Annotated in this window: 13 protein-coding genes and 2 pseudogenes; 6 read left to right on the top strand and 9 right to left on the bottom strand. The window is 61.7% G+C overall.

Annotated features, from left to right (window positions below; translation table 11 throughout):
* Window positions 1–128: 128 nt before the first annotated feature.
* Complete coding sequence (gene sucD / locus RAE19_RS10235; protein WP_296510162.1) at window positions 129–1,022, bottom strand: succinate--CoA ligase subunit alpha; 894 nt, start codon at window positions 1,020–1,022, stop codon at window positions 129–131.
* A gap of 9 nt (window positions 1,023–1,031) precedes the next feature.
* Entirely contained in the window at window positions 1,032–2,198 is a 1,167-nt protein-coding gene (sucC, locus tag RAE19_RS10230) for an ADP-forming succinate--CoA ligase subunit beta (RefSeq protein WP_313874785.1), read from the bottom strand.
* A 203-nt stretch (window positions 2,199–2,401) separates the two neighbouring features.
* Here sucC and argC point away from each other — a divergent pair, with 203 nt between their 5' ends.
* Window positions 2,402–3,337: an N-acetyl-gamma-glutamyl-phosphate reductase gene (gene argC / locus RAE19_RS10225; RefSeq protein ID WP_313874784.1), complete on the top strand. Its 936-nt coding sequence runs from the start codon at window positions 2,402–2,404 to the stop codon at window positions 3,335–3,337.
* 3 nt (window positions 3,338–3,340) lie between these two features.
* On the opposite strand, the gene recX is transcribed toward argC, so the two are convergent.
* Both recX and recA read right to left on the bottom strand, forming a co-directional pair.
* The gene (gene recX, locus RAE19_RS10220; protein WP_313874783.1) at window positions 3,341–3,799 is read right to left on the bottom strand and encodes a recombination regulator RecX; all 459 of its coding nucleotides are present in this window, start codon (window positions 3,797–3,799) and stop codon (window positions 3,341–3,343) included.
* Between the two features lie 80 nt (window positions 3,800–3,879).
* A complete protein-coding gene (recA, locus tag RAE19_RS10215) occupies window positions 3,880–4,965 on the bottom strand; it encodes a recombinase RecA (protein WP_313874782.1) in 1,086 nt (361 codons plus the stop codon).
* A gap of 143 nt (window positions 4,966–5,108) precedes the next feature.
* Here recA and RAE19_RS10210 point away from each other — a divergent pair, with 143 nt between their 5' ends.
* From RAE19_RS10210 to RAE19_RS10200, 3 genes are all read left to right on the top strand, one after another.
* The gene (locus tag RAE19_RS10210; RefSeq protein WP_313874781.1) at window positions 5,109–5,585 is read left to right on the top strand and encodes a MarR family winged helix-turn-helix transcriptional regulator; all 477 of its coding nucleotides are present in this window, start codon (window positions 5,109–5,111) and stop codon (window positions 5,583–5,585) included.
* 89 nt (window positions 5,586–5,674) lie between these two features.
* Window positions 5,675–6,349: a response regulator gene (locus tag RAE19_RS10205; RefSeq protein ID WP_029706776.1), complete on the top strand. Its 675-nt coding sequence runs from the start codon at window positions 5,675–5,677 to the stop codon at window positions 6,347–6,349.
* Entirely contained in the window at window positions 6,346–7,806 is a 1,461-nt protein-coding gene (locus RAE19_RS10200; protein ID WP_313874780.1) for a sensor histidine kinase, read from the top strand. Before RAE19_RS10205 ends, RAE19_RS10200 begins: the two co-directional genes overlap by 4 nt.
* On the opposite strand, the gene RAE19_RS10195 is transcribed toward RAE19_RS10200, so the two are convergent.
* From RAE19_RS10195 to RAE19_RS10185, 3 genes and pseudogenes are all read right to left on the bottom strand, one after another.
* Window positions 7,803–8,462, bottom strand: coding sequence for an SPOR domain-containing protein (locus tag RAE19_RS10195; RefSeq protein ID WP_313874779.1), 660 nt, complete (start codon window positions 8,460–8,462; stop codon window positions 7,803–7,805). The genes RAE19_RS10200 and RAE19_RS10195 overlap by 4 nt on opposite strands.
* A gap of 5 nt (window positions 8,463–8,467) precedes the next feature.
* On the bottom strand, window positions 8,468–9,256 hold the full coding sequence (locus tag RAE19_RS10190) for a biotin--[acetyl-CoA-carboxylase] ligase (protein WP_313876218.1): 789 nt from the start codon (window positions 9,254–9,256) through the stop codon (window positions 8,468–8,470).
* Window positions 9,256–9,744: pseudogene (locus RAE19_RS10185) on the bottom strand (SET domain-containing protein); the annotation flags it as partial. The gene RAE19_RS10190 and the pseudogene RAE19_RS10185, both read right to left, overlap by 1 nt.
* 117 nt (window positions 9,745–9,861) lie before the next feature.
* On the opposite strand from RAE19_RS10185, the pseudogene RAE19_RS10180 reads away from it, so the two are divergent.
* A pseudogene (locus RAE19_RS10180) lies at window positions 9,862–12,809 on the top strand (DNA topoisomerase III).
* Window positions 12,810–12,844: 35 nt separating this feature from the next.
* Window positions 12,845–13,780, top strand: a complete 936-nt coding sequence (locus RAE19_RS10175) for a cation diffusion facilitator family transporter (RefSeq protein ID WP_313874778.1) — start codon at window positions 12,845–12,847, stop codon at window positions 13,778–13,780.
* On the opposite strand, the gene RAE19_RS10170 is transcribed toward RAE19_RS10175, so the two are convergent.
* Together RAE19_RS10170 and RAE19_RS10165 are read right to left on the bottom strand one after the other, a co-directional pair.
* Window positions 13,777–15,147 (bottom strand): hypothetical protein, encoded by a 1,371-nt coding sequence (locus RAE19_RS10170; RefSeq protein WP_313874777.1) that lies wholly within the window; start codon window positions 15,145–15,147, stop codon window positions 13,777–13,779. The genes RAE19_RS10175 and RAE19_RS10170 overlap by 4 nt on opposite strands.
* A complete protein-coding gene (locus RAE19_RS10165; protein ID WP_313874776.1) occupies window positions 15,144–16,091 on the bottom strand; it encodes an ABC transporter ATP-binding protein in 948 nt (315 codons plus the stop codon). The genes RAE19_RS10170 and RAE19_RS10165 overlap by 4 nt, the downstream gene beginning before the upstream one ends.
* Window positions 16,092–16,094: the final 3 nt, after the last annotated feature.

Raw genomic sequence — 16,094 nt, 5'->3', positions numbered from 1 at the left:
AACGCACCTTACCAGAGGCGCTTTCTCGCGGCAACACACACAAACCGACAGACGTAAAAAAGCCCGGTGCTTAGACCGGGCTCCTGTCCATTCCCTGCAAATGGAGGGCAGCAGGGTTGGCGTGCTGATTACAGCAAGGCCTTCAACAGTTTTGCCATCTCAGAAGGGTTACGAGTCACTTTGAAACCGCACTCTTCCATCACCGCCAGCTTCGCGTCTGCAGTATCTGCACCACCGGAGATCAAAGCACCCGCGTGGCCCATGCGCTTTCCGGGAGGCGCTGTCACACCAGCAATAAAGCCAACAACTGGCTTCTTCATGTTCAGCTTGCACCAACGTGCAGCTTCAGCTTCGTCAGGTCCACCGATTTCGCCGATCATGATGACCGCATCGGTATCAGGATCATCGTTGAAAGCTTGCATCACATCGATGTGCTTCAGGCCGTTGATCGGGTCACCGCCGATGCCGACAGCAGAAGACTGACCCAGACCGATTTCGGTCAACTGAGCCACAGCTTCGTAAGTCAATGTACCGGAACGGGACACCACGCCGATACGGCCTTTGCGGTGAATGTGACCGGGCATGATGCCGATCTTGATTTCATCGGGAGTGATCAAACCGGGGCAGTTGGGTCCCAACAGCAGCGTCTTCTTGCCGCCGGCAGCTTCTTTGGCCTTCATGCGGTTGCGCACTTCCAACATGTCCTTGACCGGAATGCCTTCAGTAATGCAAATCGCGAGGTCCAAATCGGCTTCAACAGCTTCCCAGATGGCAGCAGCAGCGCCCGCTGGCGGCACGTAGATCACCGACACGGTTGCACCGGTTTGACCGGCAGCTTCCTTGACGGAGGAGTAGATTGGAATGTTGAAAATCGACTCGCCAGCCTTCTTGGGGTTCACACCCGCTACGAAGCAGTTCTTGCCGTTTGCGTATTCCTGGCATTTTTCAGTGTGGAACTGGCCGGTCTTGCCGGTAATGCCTTGGGTAATGACTTTGGTGTCTTTGTTGATAAAAATCGACATGGTGATTCCTTAGCGGGCTTTGACGGCTGCGACAACTTTTTCGGCCGCTTCGGCCATGCTGTCGGCGCTGATGATGGGCAAACCGGACTCGGCCAACATCTTCTTGCCGAGGTCTTCGTTGGTACCCTTCATACGCACCACCAAAGGCACAGACAGGTTCACTGCCTTGCAAGCAGTAATCACGCCGGTGGCAATGGTGTCGCACTTCATGATGCCGCCGAAGATGTTGACCATGATGGCCTCGACCTTGGGGTTCTTCAACATGATCTTGAAGGCTTCTGTCACCTTCTCGGGGGTTGCACCGCCGCCCACGTCCAAGAAGTTGGCAGGCTCAGCGCCGTACAACTTGATGGTGTCCATGGTGGCCATGGCCAAACCAGCGCCGTTCACCAGGCAGCCGATGTTGCCATCCAAGCTGATGTAGGCGAGATCGAACTTAGAAGCTTCCACTTCGGCCGCGTCTTCTTCGTCCAAATCGCGGTAAGCCACGATTTCAGGGTGACGGAACAGGGCGTTCGGATCGAAGTTGAACTTCGCGTCCAGGGCCATCACATTGCCCTTGCTGTCGCAGTTCAGGGGGTTGATTTCCACCAGGGACGCATCGGTGTCCATGTAGCACTTGTAGAGCTTGGCGAAAATGTCCACGGCTTGGTCCACGGAAGCACCAGTCAAGCCGATGGCTGCAGCCACCTTCTTGCTCTGCTCGGTGGTAATGCCGGTCAGGGGGTCAATCATCTCAGTGATGATTTTCTCGGGGGTGGAGTGGGCCACTTCCTCGATGTCCATGCCGCCTTCGCTGGATGCGATCAGGGCGACTTTTTGTGTAGCGCGGTCTGTCACCAGCGACACATAGAGTTCGTTCTTGATGTCAGCGCCGTCTTCGATGTACAAGCGGCGGACCTTTTGGCCTTCTGGGCCGGTCTGGTGTGTCTTGAGCTGCATGCCCAGGATTTCGGTGGCGAGGCGCTTGACATCGTCAATCGACTTGGCAACCTTCACGCCGCCGCCCTTGCCGCGACCACCTGCATGGATTTGTGCCTTGACAACCCAAACTGGGCCACCGAGTTTTTGAGCGGCTTCCACCGCTTCTTGCACTGTGAAAGCCGGAATGCCGCGGGGAACGGGCACACCGAATTGACGCAAGATTTCCTTGCCTTGGTACTCGTGAATCTTCATGACGTCTCTCTTTGGGACAGGACTATGTTCACCGTGTGGTAACGAGGATGTAATCACCACGCGGCACTGGACACATCAACCCGCGAATGTATCATGCTGCGACGCACAATACTGGTGCGAGGCTTACAGCTGGTGCATTCCGGGTCGGTCATGCTCCATGCAGCGCGCAGTTTGAAGCACATTATTTGCCCCTTGCTTACACCATGAAAAAAATCTTTATCGACGGCGAAGCCGGCACTACCGGCCTCCAGATCCGCGAACGTTTGCAGACCATGCCGCAGGTCGCACTCATCAGCATCGACCCCGCGCTGCGCAAAGATCCGCAGGCCAAACGTGCGCTGATTGCCGAGGCAGATCTGGTGATTTTGTGCCTGCACGACGATGCCGCCAAGGACACGGTTGCCATGATCGACGCCATGGAGCGCGAGACAGGTCAACCGGGCCCGCGCATCATCGATGCCTCTACTGCACACCGGGTCGACCCGACCTGGGTCTATGGTTTTCCGGAGCTTGCCGCAACCCAGCGCGATGCCGTGATCCAGGCCCGCCGCGTGAGCAACCCAGGCTGCTACGCCACTGGTGCCATCGCACTGCTGCGCCCCTTGATCGATGCCGGATTGTTGCCGGCCGACCACCCGGTTTGCCTGCCTTCGGTCAGTGGCTATTCCGGCGGCGGTCGCGCGATGATCGAGGCTTACGAACAAGGGAGCGCAGCACCTTTTGAGCTCTACGCACTGGGCCTGAAGCACAAGCACATTCCTGAAATCATGCAATACACCGGCCTGACCCGCAGGCCCCTGTTTGTGCCCTCGGTCGGGAATTTCATTCAGGGCATGCTGGTACAGCTCCCACTGCATCTCGACACATTGCCCGGCAAGCCAACCGCACAAGCCCTGCACGACGCATTGGCGCACCATTACGCCGGCAGTCAATGGGTGAGCGTGGAGCCAGCCACCGCGGATTTGAAATTGGATGCCGTGGCCCTCGCAGACACCAACAAGCTCGAACTCCGGGTGTTCGCCAACGACGCTGCCGCCGATGGCTTTGCCCATGCGGTGCTGGTAGCCCGGTTGGACAACCTGGGCAAGGGTGCCAGCGGCGCTGCGGTGCAAAACCTGCAGCTGATGCTGGGCTTGTAAGGCTTACAGCCCCTCGTCGTCCCCGCCACCGGACACCACACGGTGGATGGTGTCACCGCCAAAGCCCCGGCTGGCCAGAAAGCGCATCTGCTTGGCCCGCTCAGCCGCATCTTGCGGTTGAGCACCAAACTTTTTGCGCCAGACTTCGCGGGCCCGCTCCAGCTCGGTGCTGCGCAAGGCAGCCACCGCCTCGGCCACCGCGTCGGGAGCGAGCCCTTTCGATTGAAGCTCCTGCTTGATGCGAGACGCCCCCATCTTGCCCGCCCTCCGGTAGACCACCGAGCCGATCACACGGTCTTCATTGATGAAGTCTTTAGCGGTGAGCGCGTCCAGCACCCGGGCCAAGGCGCCGGGCTCCTCCTCGTAGCGCTGGAGCTTGCGCTCCAGCTCTGCGCGCGAGTGCTCCCGGGTACTGAGCAGCCGCAAGGCCCTGCCGGTGAGTGAGAGTGCTTGAACTGCCACAGCCTGACTTCTTCTTATTTTGCTACTAAATTAATAGCTGCTAGCGCATATTTAATGAGGGCTAGCGGCCGATTTGACACTTATTCCGGCTTGTCCGCTTTGTCTGCCTTTTTGCCTTTGGGCTTGGCATCAGGCTCTGCGACTGGCAGCAAAGGAATACCCAAGGACAAGCGCACCTTATTCTCAATCTCCACCGACAAGTCAGGGTTCTCACGCAAAAACTCGCGGGCGTTGTCACGGCCTTGGCCGATTTTTTCACCTTGGTAGGCATACCAGGCACCGGACTTTTCCAGAATGCCGGCGGTCACGCCCATGTCGATGATTTCGCCGTGTCGGCTGATGCCTTCCCCAAACAGGATGTCGAACTCCGCCGTCTTGAACGGGGGGCTGACCTTGTTCTTGACCACTTTGACTTTGGTCTCGTTACCGATGGCCTCTTCGCCCTTCTTGATCGTGCCGGTACGGCGGATGTCAAGGCGCACAGAGGCGTAAAACTTCAGCGCATTGCCACCGGTGGTGGTTTCGGGCGAGCCGAACATCACGCCAATCTTCATGCGGATCTGGTTGATAAAGATGACCATGCAGTTGGTCTTCTTGATGTGGGCAGTGAGCTTGCGCAACGCTTGGCTCATCAGGCGGGCTTGCAGGCCGGGCAGGCTGTCGCCCATTTCACCTTCGAGTTCGGCCTTCGGGGTCAGGGCGGCCACCGAGTCCACAATGATCAGGTCCACCGCGCCGGAGCGCACCAGGCTGTCCACAATTTCAAGAGCCTGCTCACCGGTGTCAGGCTGGCTGATCAGCAGGTCTTGCAGGTTCACACCCAGCTTCTGGGCGTATTGGATGTCCAACGCGTGCTCGGCATCCACGAAGGCGCACTGGCCGCCTTGCTTTTGCATTTCGGCCACGACTTGCAGCGTCAAGGTGGTTTTACCGGAAGACTCTGGGCCATAGATTTCCACCACACGGCCACGCGGCAGGCCGCCCACGCCCAAAGCGATGTCCAACCCCAAAGAGCCGGTGGACACGACCTGAATGTCTTCAATCACCTCGCCCTCGCCCAAGCGCATGATGGTGCCCTTGCCGAATTGCTTTTCAATCTGCGCAAGCGCCACTTGAAGGGCTTTGGCCTTTTCTGCGTTGGCGGCGGGGTTCTTCACTGCGTCCATGGGAATCTCCTGAAAAATCAAGGGTGGGGTGACTGTTTATCCATCTGTCATTAACAACAGGCTGGATGCTTGAACAGTAGTCTAAGCGCCCTATTAAATTCAAACAAGCCGATATTTAGTCAGTTTGCATTACCATTTACCCCATGTCGATTCCCGCCTCTCTCGAACCCTGGCGCAGCAACCACGTCGGTCATTGGTTGCGACTGGCGCTGGAGCGCTTTGATGCCAGAGTCCTCGAGCTCATGGCTCGTCACACCGCAGCACCCTTGGGTTTGGCCAACCTCGCTGCCCGCGGGCAGGTCGGGGCAGCCCATATTCACATCACCCGGCACCTCGAAATCCAGGGCAGCCGCCTCACCGACCTTGCCACCCGCGCCGGCATGACCAAACAGGCCATGACCACCCTGGTAAACCAATGTGAGGCCTGGGGCATGGTGGAGCGCACCGACGACACGAGCGATGCCCGTGCCAAGCACATCCGCTTCACTGCCACCGGGATGGCATGGCTGCAGGCGTATCAAGATGCCGTGGCCCAAGCCCAGGATGAGCTGCAACAAGCAGTCGGCCCCGAGGTCGCCACGGTGATCCATCTGGGATTGGAGGCCTACTGCGGCCATTGAGCCCGCCGCAGGCGGCCGCCTTGCACAGCAGCTGCACGCCTAGAATGGCGTCAAGCGGACACAGTGCCGCACCCTGCCAGGAGACACGCATGCGCATACTGATAGCTGAAGACGATCAAGTTCTGGCCGATGGCCTGTTACGCGCACTGCGCGGCGCGGGTGCAGCGGTAGACCATGTGGCCAGCGGCACCGAAGCCGACGCCGCGCTCATGACCAATACCGAATTCGACTTGTTGATTCTGGATTTGGGCCTACCAAAGATGCACGGCCTGGAAGTCCTCAAGAAACTGCGGGGCAGGGGATCCTCATTGCCCGTGCTGATCCTCACTGCTGCGGACAGCGTGGATGAGCGGGTCAAAGGCCTGGATTACGGCGCGGACGACTACATGGCCAAACCCTTCAGCCTGCAAGAGCTGGAAGCCCGGGTGCGCGCCTTGGTCCGCCGCGGCATGGGTGCGACGAGCAGCAGCATCAAACACGGCCCGCTCACCTACGACCAGGCCGGCCGGGTCGCCACCATCGACGGCAAGATGGTCGAACTCTCTGCCCGCGAACTCGGCCTCTTGGAGGTGCTGCTGCAGCGCGCAGGCCGCCTGGTTAGCAAAGACCAGCTGGTGGAGCGCCTGTGCGAATGGGGCGAAGAGGTGAGCAACAACGCCATCGAGGTCTATATCCACCGCCTGCGCAAGAAGATCGAAAAGGGTCCCATCCGCATCGCCACCGTACGCGGGCTGGGCTACTGCTTGGAAAAAATACCAGGATGAAAATATTCCAGCGGGAGCAACGCAGCCTGTTCGGGGAAATCCTCGACTGGATGCTAACCCCGCTGTTGCTGCTGTGGCCGGTGAGCTTGGTACTGACCTGGCTCGTTGCGCAGGGCATTGCCGGCAAGCCGTTTGACCGCGCCCTCGAATACAACGCCGGAGCCCTGGCCCAGCTGATTACCGTCAGCAAAGACCGGGTGCAGTTTGTGCTCCCTCTGCCTGCCCGCGAGCTACTCAGGGCAGACGATGCGGACACCGTCTACTACCAAGTCCTCGGCAGCCAGGGTGAGTACCTCAGCGGCGAAAAAGACCTGCCGGCGCCGCCCGACGACGACCGGGTACCGCAGGGCGAAGTCCGGATGCGGGAGCTGGACTACAAAGGGGTCGACCTGCGGGTCGCCTCCATGTGGGTGCGCACAAACATCCCCGGCGGCCGGCCAGCGCTGGTTCAAGTCGCAGAGACCATGGACAAACGCTCGGTCCTGGCGACCGAAATTGTCAAAGGGGTTATGCTGCCCCAGTTTGTCATCCTGCCTCTGGCGGTGCTGCTGGTCTGGTTGGCGCTGGTACAAGCGATCAAGCCCCTGAACCGCTTGGAAGAGCGCATCCGTGCCCGCAGCCCGGACGATTTGAGCCCGCTGGATGTAGAAGCAGTGCCCCTGGAGGTCGTGCCGCTCGTCTCCTCGGTCAACGACCTGCTGATGCGACTCAAAGACTCCATCTCGACCCAGAAGCGCTTCCTGGCCGACGCAGCGCACCAGCTCAAAACCCCGCTGGCAGGTTTGCGTATGCAAGCCGATCTTGCGCAACGGCAAGGCGCGAGTGCAGACGATTTGAAACAGTCGCTGCGCCAGATCGGCCGCTCCAGCATCCGCGCGACCCACACCGTCAATCAACTGCTGGCCCTTGCACGCGCCGAAAGCAGCGGCACCGTGCTTGCACACCAGCCCTGCGATCTGGCAAAACTCACCATGGAAGTGGTGCGGGACTGTGTGCCCAAAGCCTTGGAAAAGTCCATTGATCTGGGCTACGAAGGCGTCGAACCCGGGACACCCGGCGTCGCGATTCCGGGCAACGTCACCCTCCTCAAAGAAATGGTGCGCAATCTGGTCGACAACGCCATCAACTACACGCCATCCACAGCAGACCGCGCGGGCGTGATCACAGCCCGGGTCTTGCTGGATCCGTTCAGCGGCGCCTTGGTACTGCAGGTGGAAGACAACGGCCCCGGCATCCCGGCGGCCGAGCGGGAACTGGTTTTTCAACCGTTCTACCGGGCACTCGGCAACGAAGCCGATGGCTCAGGCTTGGGTTTGCCCATCGTTCAAGAAATTGCGCGCCAGCACCACGCGGAGATTGCGGTGGAAGACAGCCGGCCCGGTTACTCGCCGCCGGGCACCACGTTCACCTTGCGGTTTTCGCCCTCCGCGGTCAACCCACCCTCCGAGGGCGCTTAACTGCAGCTCTTGAGCCCGTGCCCTTGCAAGGCGGCCTTCACATCCTGAAGCCGGAGTTTGATGGCCTCGGTCGCCGCCGGCACACGCAACTGCTGCACAGTCGCCGCCTGGCGCTCTTGCAGCACTTTGATGCCACGGATGCCTCTGGGCGCCAAACGGGCGAGCTCCGCCTTGGCAGCCGCTTCCGTTTCAAAGCCTGCCAGTACCAAACCGGGTTGTAGATCCGGGTTCGCCACCGGTATCGCCTTGATGCCCAAAGCCGCCAGATCGGCGGTCTTTTTGGCCAGCGTCTCGCCTTTGGCCAGCTTGCCCACGTAAACCACCCAACGCGCACTCACTTTGACAGGGTCCACCTGCCAGCCGCCTGCGGGCAGTGCTTCATTCAGCACCCGGCGCAGGGCCGCGGCTTCCTCGTCACTGAAAGGGCCGGCTTGCAGACACTCCTTCGGGCCCGCATCGGCGAGCAACTGGGCTTCCACCTTTTTCAGCTCTGCAGCCGTCAACAGCTGCACCGCATCCGGCTTGATCTGCTGCTGCACACGCTGCGGCTCACTGCTGGTGTGCGGGGCAAAGCCGTACATCTGCAAATAACGGTGACTCCACGCAAAGTACAGGCCGTTTGCCAAAAGGAGTAGCAGGACAATCAGTCGCAACATAGAAGTCAGGAGGGGTTGAGGGGGGGTGCAGATACCGGACGCACGCTCACTTCCGCGCTGTTGATTCTGACAGTTCCCGCCCCGGTGTCGACCAGCAGCACCCCGCTGGCGTCTACACCCAGTGCGGTGCCTTGGGTGCCATCGGTACACACCACCGCCTGACCCGCCAACAGATCACGCGCCTGGTAGGCACTGCGCAAGGGTGCAAAACCTTCGGTAGTAAACGTCAGCACCGCTTGCACCAAAGGCGCGATCACCCGGTGCAAGACCTCAGGCGCATCCACCTCCGGCAGCAATTCTTGCAAGGCCGCAGGCGGCGTGCGCAAACCACCCCCCTTGCGCGGCGTGATGTTGATGCCCACACCAATGACGGCATAGCGTTGCGTGCCAGCGCTCGCGGTTTCAATCAGAATGCCAGCCAGCTTGCGGCCCTGCCACCAGATGTCATTGGGCCATTTCAGCTGCAACTCCGGGTGCAAGCTCTGCACCACGGAGAGCCCCACCGCCAGCGACAACCCCGACCAGTCCGCAGGCTGCAAAGGCAGGCCCAACGAGAAGGTCAACGTGCCCCCATCGCCCTGCGTGTCGCTTTGCCAGTCGCGACCCAGGCGGCCACGGCCGGCGGTCTGCCGCTCTGCGACCAGCAGCACCGGCTCACATTGGCCAGCCCGTGCGCGCCGCATCAGTTCCGAGTTGGTGGAATCAATTTCCGGCAACACCTCGACACTGAAACCGGGAAGGACCGCAAACACCGCTTCCCAAATGGCTTCCGCAGGCCAGCGGGTCACGTTCATCGCTTCGGGGCCAACAAGGTGCCGCGGCAGTTGCTGCTGCCACACCAGCAAGGGTATTCCGCCTTGAGCTTTTTGGTGTAACGCTCTTCGAGAATCAGGCCGTAGTCGTAGTTCAGCTCTTCGCCGGCGCGGATGTTGCGCAGCGCCTTGATAAAGACCCGGCCGCCTTCCTCGTCAGCAATGCAGTTGCCGTCGCAGGAGTGATTGATCCAGCGCGAGGAGTTGCCGCCGAACAAGGCGTCGATCACGTTGCCATCTTCGAGCGAGAAGTAAAACGTGTGGTTCGGGTCTTTGGGGTCGTGGGGGTGGCGGTCCTGGGCTTCCTGCCAGCTGATGATCTCACCCACATATTCAATGATGGTTTCGCCTTCGGCGATATCCTGCAGCGCGAACACCCCTTTGCCATGTACCCCGGAGCGCCGTGTCTGGATGCGCCGTGCCGGCGAGGCGGGCACACTGGTGGAGGATTTCACTGGGGTTTTTGCCACGGCCGGAAAGTTTGGTATGGTGAATCGTATGGGCGCGCATGTGTGCGTGCCTGCGTGTGCAAGTGCGCGCCTGCGCGCACGCGAGAATTGGATTGTAGTCAGATGAAAAACACCGTTTTGAACAAAACATTGGTTATTGCTGAAAAGCCGTCGGTCGCACAAGACATCGTGCGTGCACTCACTCCGGTGGCGGGCAAGTTTGAAAAACACGACGAATATTTCGAGAGCGACAGCTACGTGGTTTCCAGCGCCGTCGGTCACCTGGTCGAGATCCAGGCGCCCGAGGCCTACGACGTCAAACGCGGCAAATGGAGCTTTGCGCAGCTGCCCGTCATCCCGCCCCACTTTGACCTCAAGCCCGTCGACAAAACCAAGACCCGCCTGAACGCGGTGGTCAAGCTGGCCAAGCGCAAAGATGTCGACAAGATCGTGAACGCTTGCGACGCGGGCCGCGAAGGAGAGCTGATCTTCCGCCTGATTGAGCAATACGCCGGTGGCGCCAAGCCGCTGGGCAAGCCGGTCAGCCGCCTGTGGCTACAGTCCATGACGCCCCAGGCCATCCGCGAGGGCTTTGACAACCTGCGCACCAACGCGCAAATGCAGCCCCTGGCCGACGCCGCCCGCTGCCGGTCTGAAGCCGACTGGTTGGTGGGTATCAACGGCACCCGTGCGATGACCGCCTTCAACAGCCGCGACGGCGGTTTCTTCCTGACCACCGTGGGCCGTGTGCAGACCCCCACGCTCTCAGTAGTGGTGGAGCGCGAAGAGCTGATCCGCAAGTTTGTCAGCCGCGATTACTGGGAGATCCACGCCACCTTTGCCGCGCAAGCGGGCGAGTACGCTGGCAAGTGGTTCAACCCCGCCCACAAAAAAGATGCCGACGACGCTGAGAAAAAGGCCGACCGGGTCTGGACCCAAGCCGAGGCCAAGGCGATTGCAGACGCGGTGCGCGGCCAGCCCGCCACCGTGACCGAAGAGAGCAAGCCCACCACCCAGGCTTCTCCCTGCTGTTCGACCTGACCAGCCTGCAGCGCGAGGCCAACGGCAAGTTTGGTTTCTCGGCCAAGACCACCTTGCAGATTGCCCAGAGCCTGTACGAGCGCCACAAGGCCCTGACCTACCCGCGTACCGATTCGCGCGCCCTGCCTGAAGACTATGTGCCGGTCGTCAAAAAGACCTTCGAGATGCTGGCCGACAGCGACATGCGCCATCTGGCGCCGCACGCACTGGTCGCACTGAACAACAACTACATCCGCCCCACCAAGCGCGTGTTCGACAACGCCAAGGTCTCGGATCACTTTGCCATCATCCCCACCCTGCAAGCGCCCAACGGCCTGAGCGAGGCAGAGCAAAAGCTGTACGACCTGGTGGTACGCCGCTTCATGGCGGTGTTCTTCCCGAGTGCCGAATACCAGGTCACCACCCGCATCACCACCGCTGCCCAACACGCCTTCAAAACCGAAGGCAAGGTGCTGGTCAAGCCGGGATGGCTGGCCATCTACGGCAAAGAAGCCGCCGCCGAAGTGGAAGATGCCAAGGAAGGCGACAAGGGCCAGAACCTGGTGCCCGTGGCGCCCGGCGAAAAGGTCAAGGGCGACCCGGTAGACCCCAAGGGCCTCAAGACCAAACCGCCTGCACGCTACTCCGAAGCCACGCTGCTGGGCGCCATGGAAGGTGCCGGCAAGACCGTGGAGGACGACGAGCTGCGCGAAGCCATGCAGGAAAAAGGCCTGGGCACCCCAGCCACCCGCTCCAGCATCATCGAAGGCCTGATTGCCGAGAAATACATGCTGCGCGAAGGCCGCGAGCTGATCCCCACCGCCAAGTCCTTCCAGCTCATGACGCTCTTGCGCGGCCTCGACGTGCAAGAACTGACCAAGGCCGAGCTCACCGGTGAGTGGGAATACAAGCTTGCCCAGATGGAGCAGGGCAAGCTCAGCCGCGAAAAGTTCATGGCCGAGATCGCCGCCATGACCGAGCACATGGTCAAAAAGGCCAAGGAATACGACCGTGACACCATCCCCGGTGACTACGCCACCCTGGCGGCCCCTTGCCCCAACTGCGGTGGCATCGTCAAAGAAAACTACCGCCGCTATACCTGTACCGGTGCAGATGGCCACAGCGAAGGCTGCGGCTTCTCGTTCGGTAAATCCCCGGCGGGGCGCACCTTCGAGCCCGCAGAGGTGGAGCAGTTCCTGCGTGACAAGCACATCGGCCCCTTGGACGGTTTCCGCTCCAAGGCCGGCTGGCCCTTTGTGGCCGAGATGGTCATCAAGTTTGACGAGGAGGCCAAGAACTACAAACTGGAGTTCGACTTCGGCGACGACAAGGCCGGCGAAGAAGACGGCGAGATCATCGACTTCAGCAGCCAAACCGCGCTGGGCGCCTGCCCCAAGTGCGGCGGCAACGTGTTTGAACACGGCAAGAACTACGTCTGCGAAAAGTCGGTGCCCACCGATGCGCAGGCCACCCCGAGCTGCGACTTCAAGAGCGGCCAGATCATCCTGCAGCAGCCTATCGAGCGCGAGCAAATGCAAAAACTGCTGGCCACCGGCAAGACCGACTTGCTGGAGAAATTTGTCTCGATGCGCACCCGCCGCAACTTCAAGGCCATGCTGGCGTGGGACGCGGCTGAGGGCAAGGTGAACTTCGAGTTCGCGCCCAGCAAGTTCCCGCCCCGCAAGACCGCCTTCAAAGCAGCTGCCAAGACCGGTGCCGCTACCAAAACAGGAGCTGCTCGCGCAGGAACCACGGGCGCTGCAGCCAAAAAAGCACCTGCAAAGAAGGCTGCTGCCGTCAAAGAATCCAAGCCCAAGGCTCCGCGCAAGACCACAGCCGCCAGCGGCAAACAGCCCAGCGCTGAGTTGGCCGCGGTGATCGGTGCCGAACCGGTTGCGCGGCCTCAGGTCATGAAAAAACTGTGGGACTACATCAAGGCCAACGGCCTGCAAGACGCCAAAGACAAGCGCAGCATCAACGCCGATGCCAAGCTGCTCGCGGTGTTCGGCAAGCCGCAAGTCACCATGTTTGAGTTGGCCGGCATCGCCGGCAAGCACCTCAGTTAAGGCCACCGTCATCTTGGCCGGTCACACTGCGCACCATGCAATTTACCGAACAAGAAGACGAACACGCCCCCCACAGTGCCGCGGAACGCGCGGCAGCTGCGAGCCGTAGCACCTGGGTGAGCGTGGTGGTGAACGTGGTGCTGGCCAGTGCCCAGATCATCGTGGGCACGCTCACCAAATCGCAGGCGCTGATCGCGGACGGCATTCACTCCTTGTCTGACCTCGTGTCAGACTTTGTGGTGCTGTTCGCCGGCCACCATGCCAAAAAAGACGCGGATGACGACCACCCTTACGGGCACCAGCGGTTTGAGACCGCAGCGTCACTGGCCCTGGGCCTGATCCTGCTCGCAGTAGGCGGCGGAATGGTCTGGTCGGCCCTGGGCAAGCTGGAGTCGCCCGATACCATTGCCCCGGCCCACACCACGGCCTTGTGGGTGGCGTTGGGGGCCATCGCCACCAAAGAGCTCTTGTTCCGCTACATGCTGCGCGTCGCCAAGGCCGTCAAATCCAGCCTGCTGGTGGCGAACGCCTGGCACGCGCGGTCGGACGCCGCCTCGTCATTGGTGGTGAGCCTGGGCATTCTTGGCAGCATGGCCGGCTACCCGTTACTGGACCCGATTGCCGCCCTGATAGTGGGCTTCATGGTCGGCAAAATGGGCTGGAGCTTTGCGTGGGACGCGCTGCACGACCTGATGGATCGCGGCCTTGATGAAGCCGAAGTACAAGCCATTCGCGCCACCTTGCTGACCACGCCCGGCGTATCAGGCGTGCACGATGTGCGCACCCGCAAGATGGGCGACATGGTGGTGGCCGATGCCCACATCGAGGTGGACGCACAGCTCACCGTGGAAGAGGGTCACAACATCGCCGTAGCCGCCCGCCAAGCGGTGCTCCAGCGCCACCGGGTCTTGAATTTAATGACCCACGTCGATCCGGCGCACCGGCCCGACGCGGACCACGCTCGCCCTTAATCTGCCCGGGCGCTGCGCAGGGCAGCGGGTGCGCCAGCCGACCAGCGCCAAGCCACCAGCCCTGCCACCACCACGAGATGCAAGGCCATGCCGAGCCAGGCGCTCGCACCGAGCGACTCTTCTCCCATCGCCAGCGCTTTGGCACCGAAAAACGGCTCCAGCCAAGGCGCTAAGCCGGGCGCTGCGCTGGCCACCAGGGCCGGCAGCACCACCCCCAGCACAAACAGCGTGAGCAGCGTCATAGCGGTGGGCTTGCGGCTGGTGTTGCGCAAGGCAAAGAAGTGGTAGATGCCGCAGTCCCGCAGGGTGTGCAGCAGGGCCATCCACATCAACCCCTCGAGCGCGGGCACATCGCGGGCAGCCTCACTGGCAGCACCCCCGGTGAGCGAATAGGCCACCAGGCACACGGCGGCCAGCGCCCAACTCACCGGCCACAGGGGCAGGGCCTGCCAGACCCGGCGTGCCGGGCTGTGCGCGCGGTGGTAGAGCACCGCCTGCCAGACGAGCCGGTTGTTGGACTCGGTGAACAGCGCCCCGTAGGTGGATGCCAGCGCGGTACACGCCAGCGTCATCCACAGCGGCGCGCCCCAGCCGGGGGTCGGCATGAAGCCGGCGATCACCCAGCCCAGGCCCAACACCCCCAGTGCCCAGGCCCAGGGCACACCGCGCACCATCAGCTGCTTGCCCATGCTGCGCCACAGCGCCAGCAAGCCCAGCGCCAACAGCAGCAAGGCCACCAACAACGACTGAATGGACAGGGGCAAGCCCCAACCCCACCAACTGCCCAGACCCTCGCGATCCGGCGAGCTCGGGTCGCGCAGCACCATGAAAATCACCGGCAAGGTTTGCAGCACCAGAAACACACCAAACAGGCGGCCGGCCATGCCACTGGCTTTTTCCGAGCGGATATCCAGGGTGTGCAAGCGACTCGCCATCAACCACGCATGCAACGCCACCGTGCCCACGGCACCCACCAGCAGCCAGACACAACGGCTCCAAAACGCCGGCCCCGACAAGGCCGCCACCACCGCTACAAACGCGCACAGCAAGCCGCCATACCAGGCGTAGGCAGCGCTGCCAAACAGCTTGCCCCAGGCCATGCTCCACGGGCTCAGGGCACTCAAGCGCTGCTGGTCCCAGGTGCGCTCGCTCACCTCGTTGTTGATGCTCGACACCACCAGCAGGCTGCCCCAACCCACGGTCAAACCGACAAATAGCACCGAGAACGCCACAAACAAGCTGCGCTGCGGGTCGTCTGGGTTCAACACATAGACCAACAGACCGATCAAGGCCAGCACCCCGGGCATGATGGCCAAGCGGCTGGGCGACATTTCCAGCCAGAGATTGCGTTTGAATTCGGGGTTCATGCGGACTCTCCTGGGCGGCCGGTTGCACCGGTCTGGTCATAACTGGCTTGCAGCGTGGTGCGCACCTCCTGAAAGCCACACACCGCTACACCGGCAGCGGTCAGGCGCGCCAGCAGCACGGCGCGTGCGGCCAAGTCGCCCGCGGGCAGGTACACCGTGCTGGGGGCCAGGCCTTGCACATCCAGATGGGCCACCTCGTAATCGCCTAACAGCCCCGCCAATTGCGGTGCAGGCGCAGCCAACTGAATCTGCACCAGCGTCTTGATCACCCCTTCGGCGCCGGTCGCGGTAGCGGCCAGGCTGGCAAAGCGGCTGACCCGACCATCGCGGATCGAGAGGATATGGGTGCAGTACTCGTCGAGCTCACTCAAGATGTGGCTCGACACCACCAGCGTCATGCCCTTGGCCTGCAGGGTGCGGAATAAGGCCGACAAATCGGCCCGGGCTTCGGGGTCCAGGCCGCTGGCGGGCTCGTCGAGCAACAGCACCTGCGGCATGTGCACAATGGCCTGGCCGATCGCTACCCGCTGGCGCTGCCCGCGCGAGAGGTTGCTGGCTAGGCTTTGCAGCTTGTCGGTAAGGTTCAAAAAGCGGGCCACGTCCTGCACCCGCTTGGCAATGTGCTTGTCTGCAATCCCCTGGGCGGCCGCGGCGTAGCTCAGGCACTGCTGCACCGTGAGCTCCTGATAGAGCCCGAAAAAGTCTGAGAGATAGCCCAGCTTGGTGTGCACCTCGCGCGGGTGCTCTTGCACATCGACCCCGCCCACGGTGATGCTGCCCGAGAGCGGCGTATCCAGCCCCGCCATGCAGCGCATCAGGGTCGATTTGCCGGCCCCGTTGGGGCCCACCAAGGCAATCACCGTGCCCTTGGGAATATCGACCGACACGCCGTGCAGCGCCCGGTGGCCAAGGTAGTCGAACACCAGATCGCGAACTTGAATCATGAG

Source organism: Rhodoferax potami (assembly GCF_032193805.1).
Lineage (GTDB): Bacteria > Pseudomonadota > Gammaproteobacteria > Burkholderiales > Burkholderiaceae_C > Allorhodoferax > Allorhodoferax potami_A.
Note: the sequence above shows the minus strand (reverse complement) of the source record. Positions and strands in the feature narration are given on the sequence as shown.

Excerpts from the sequence above, each read along its gene's own strand:
- sucD (WP_296510162.1), bottom strand. The coding sequence starts at position 1,022 with ATGTCGATTTTTATCAACAAAGACACCAAAGTCATTACCCAAGGCATT.
- sucC (WP_313874785.1), bottom strand. The coding sequence starts at position 2,198 with ATGAAGATTCACGAGTACCAAGGCAAGGAAATCTTGCGTCAATTCGGT.
- argC (WP_313874784.1), top strand. The coding sequence starts at position 2,402 with ATGAAAAAAATCTTTATCGACGGCGAAGCCGGCACTACCGGCCTCCAG.
- recA (WP_313874782.1), bottom strand. The coding sequence starts at position 4,965 with ATGGACGCAGTGAAGAACCCCGCCGCCAACGCAGAAAAGGCCAAAGCC.
- RAE19_RS10210 (WP_313874781.1), top strand. The coding sequence starts at position 5,109 with ATGTCGATTCCCGCCTCTCTCGAACCCTGGCGCAGCAACCACGTCGGT.
- RAE19_RS10205 (WP_029706776.1), top strand. The coding sequence starts at position 5,675 with ATGCGCATACTGATAGCTGAAGACGATCAAGTTCTGGCCGATGGCCTG.
- RAE19_RS10200 (WP_313874780.1), top strand. The coding sequence starts at position 6,346 with ATGAAAATATTCCAGCGGGAGCAACGCAGCCTGTTCGGGGAAATCCTC.
- RAE19_RS10195 (WP_313874779.1), bottom strand. The coding sequence starts at position 8,462 with ATGTTGCGACTGATTGTCCTGCTACTCCTTTTGGCAAACGGCCTGTAC.
- RAE19_RS10190 (WP_313876218.1), bottom strand. The coding sequence starts at position 9,256 with ATGAACGTGACCCGCTGGCCTGCGGAAGCCATTTGGGAAGCGGTGTTT.
- RAE19_RS10175 (WP_313874778.1), top strand. The coding sequence starts at position 12,845 with ATGCAATTTACCGAACAAGAAGACGAACACGCCCCCCACAGTGCCGCG.
- RAE19_RS10170 (WP_313874777.1), bottom strand. The coding sequence starts at position 15,147 with ATGAACCCCGAATTCAAACGCAATCTCTGGCTGGAAATGTCGCCCAGC.
- RAE19_RS10165 (WP_313874776.1), bottom strand. The coding sequence starts at position 16,091 with ATGATTCAAGTTCGCGATCTGGTGTTCGACTACCTTGGCCACCGGGCG.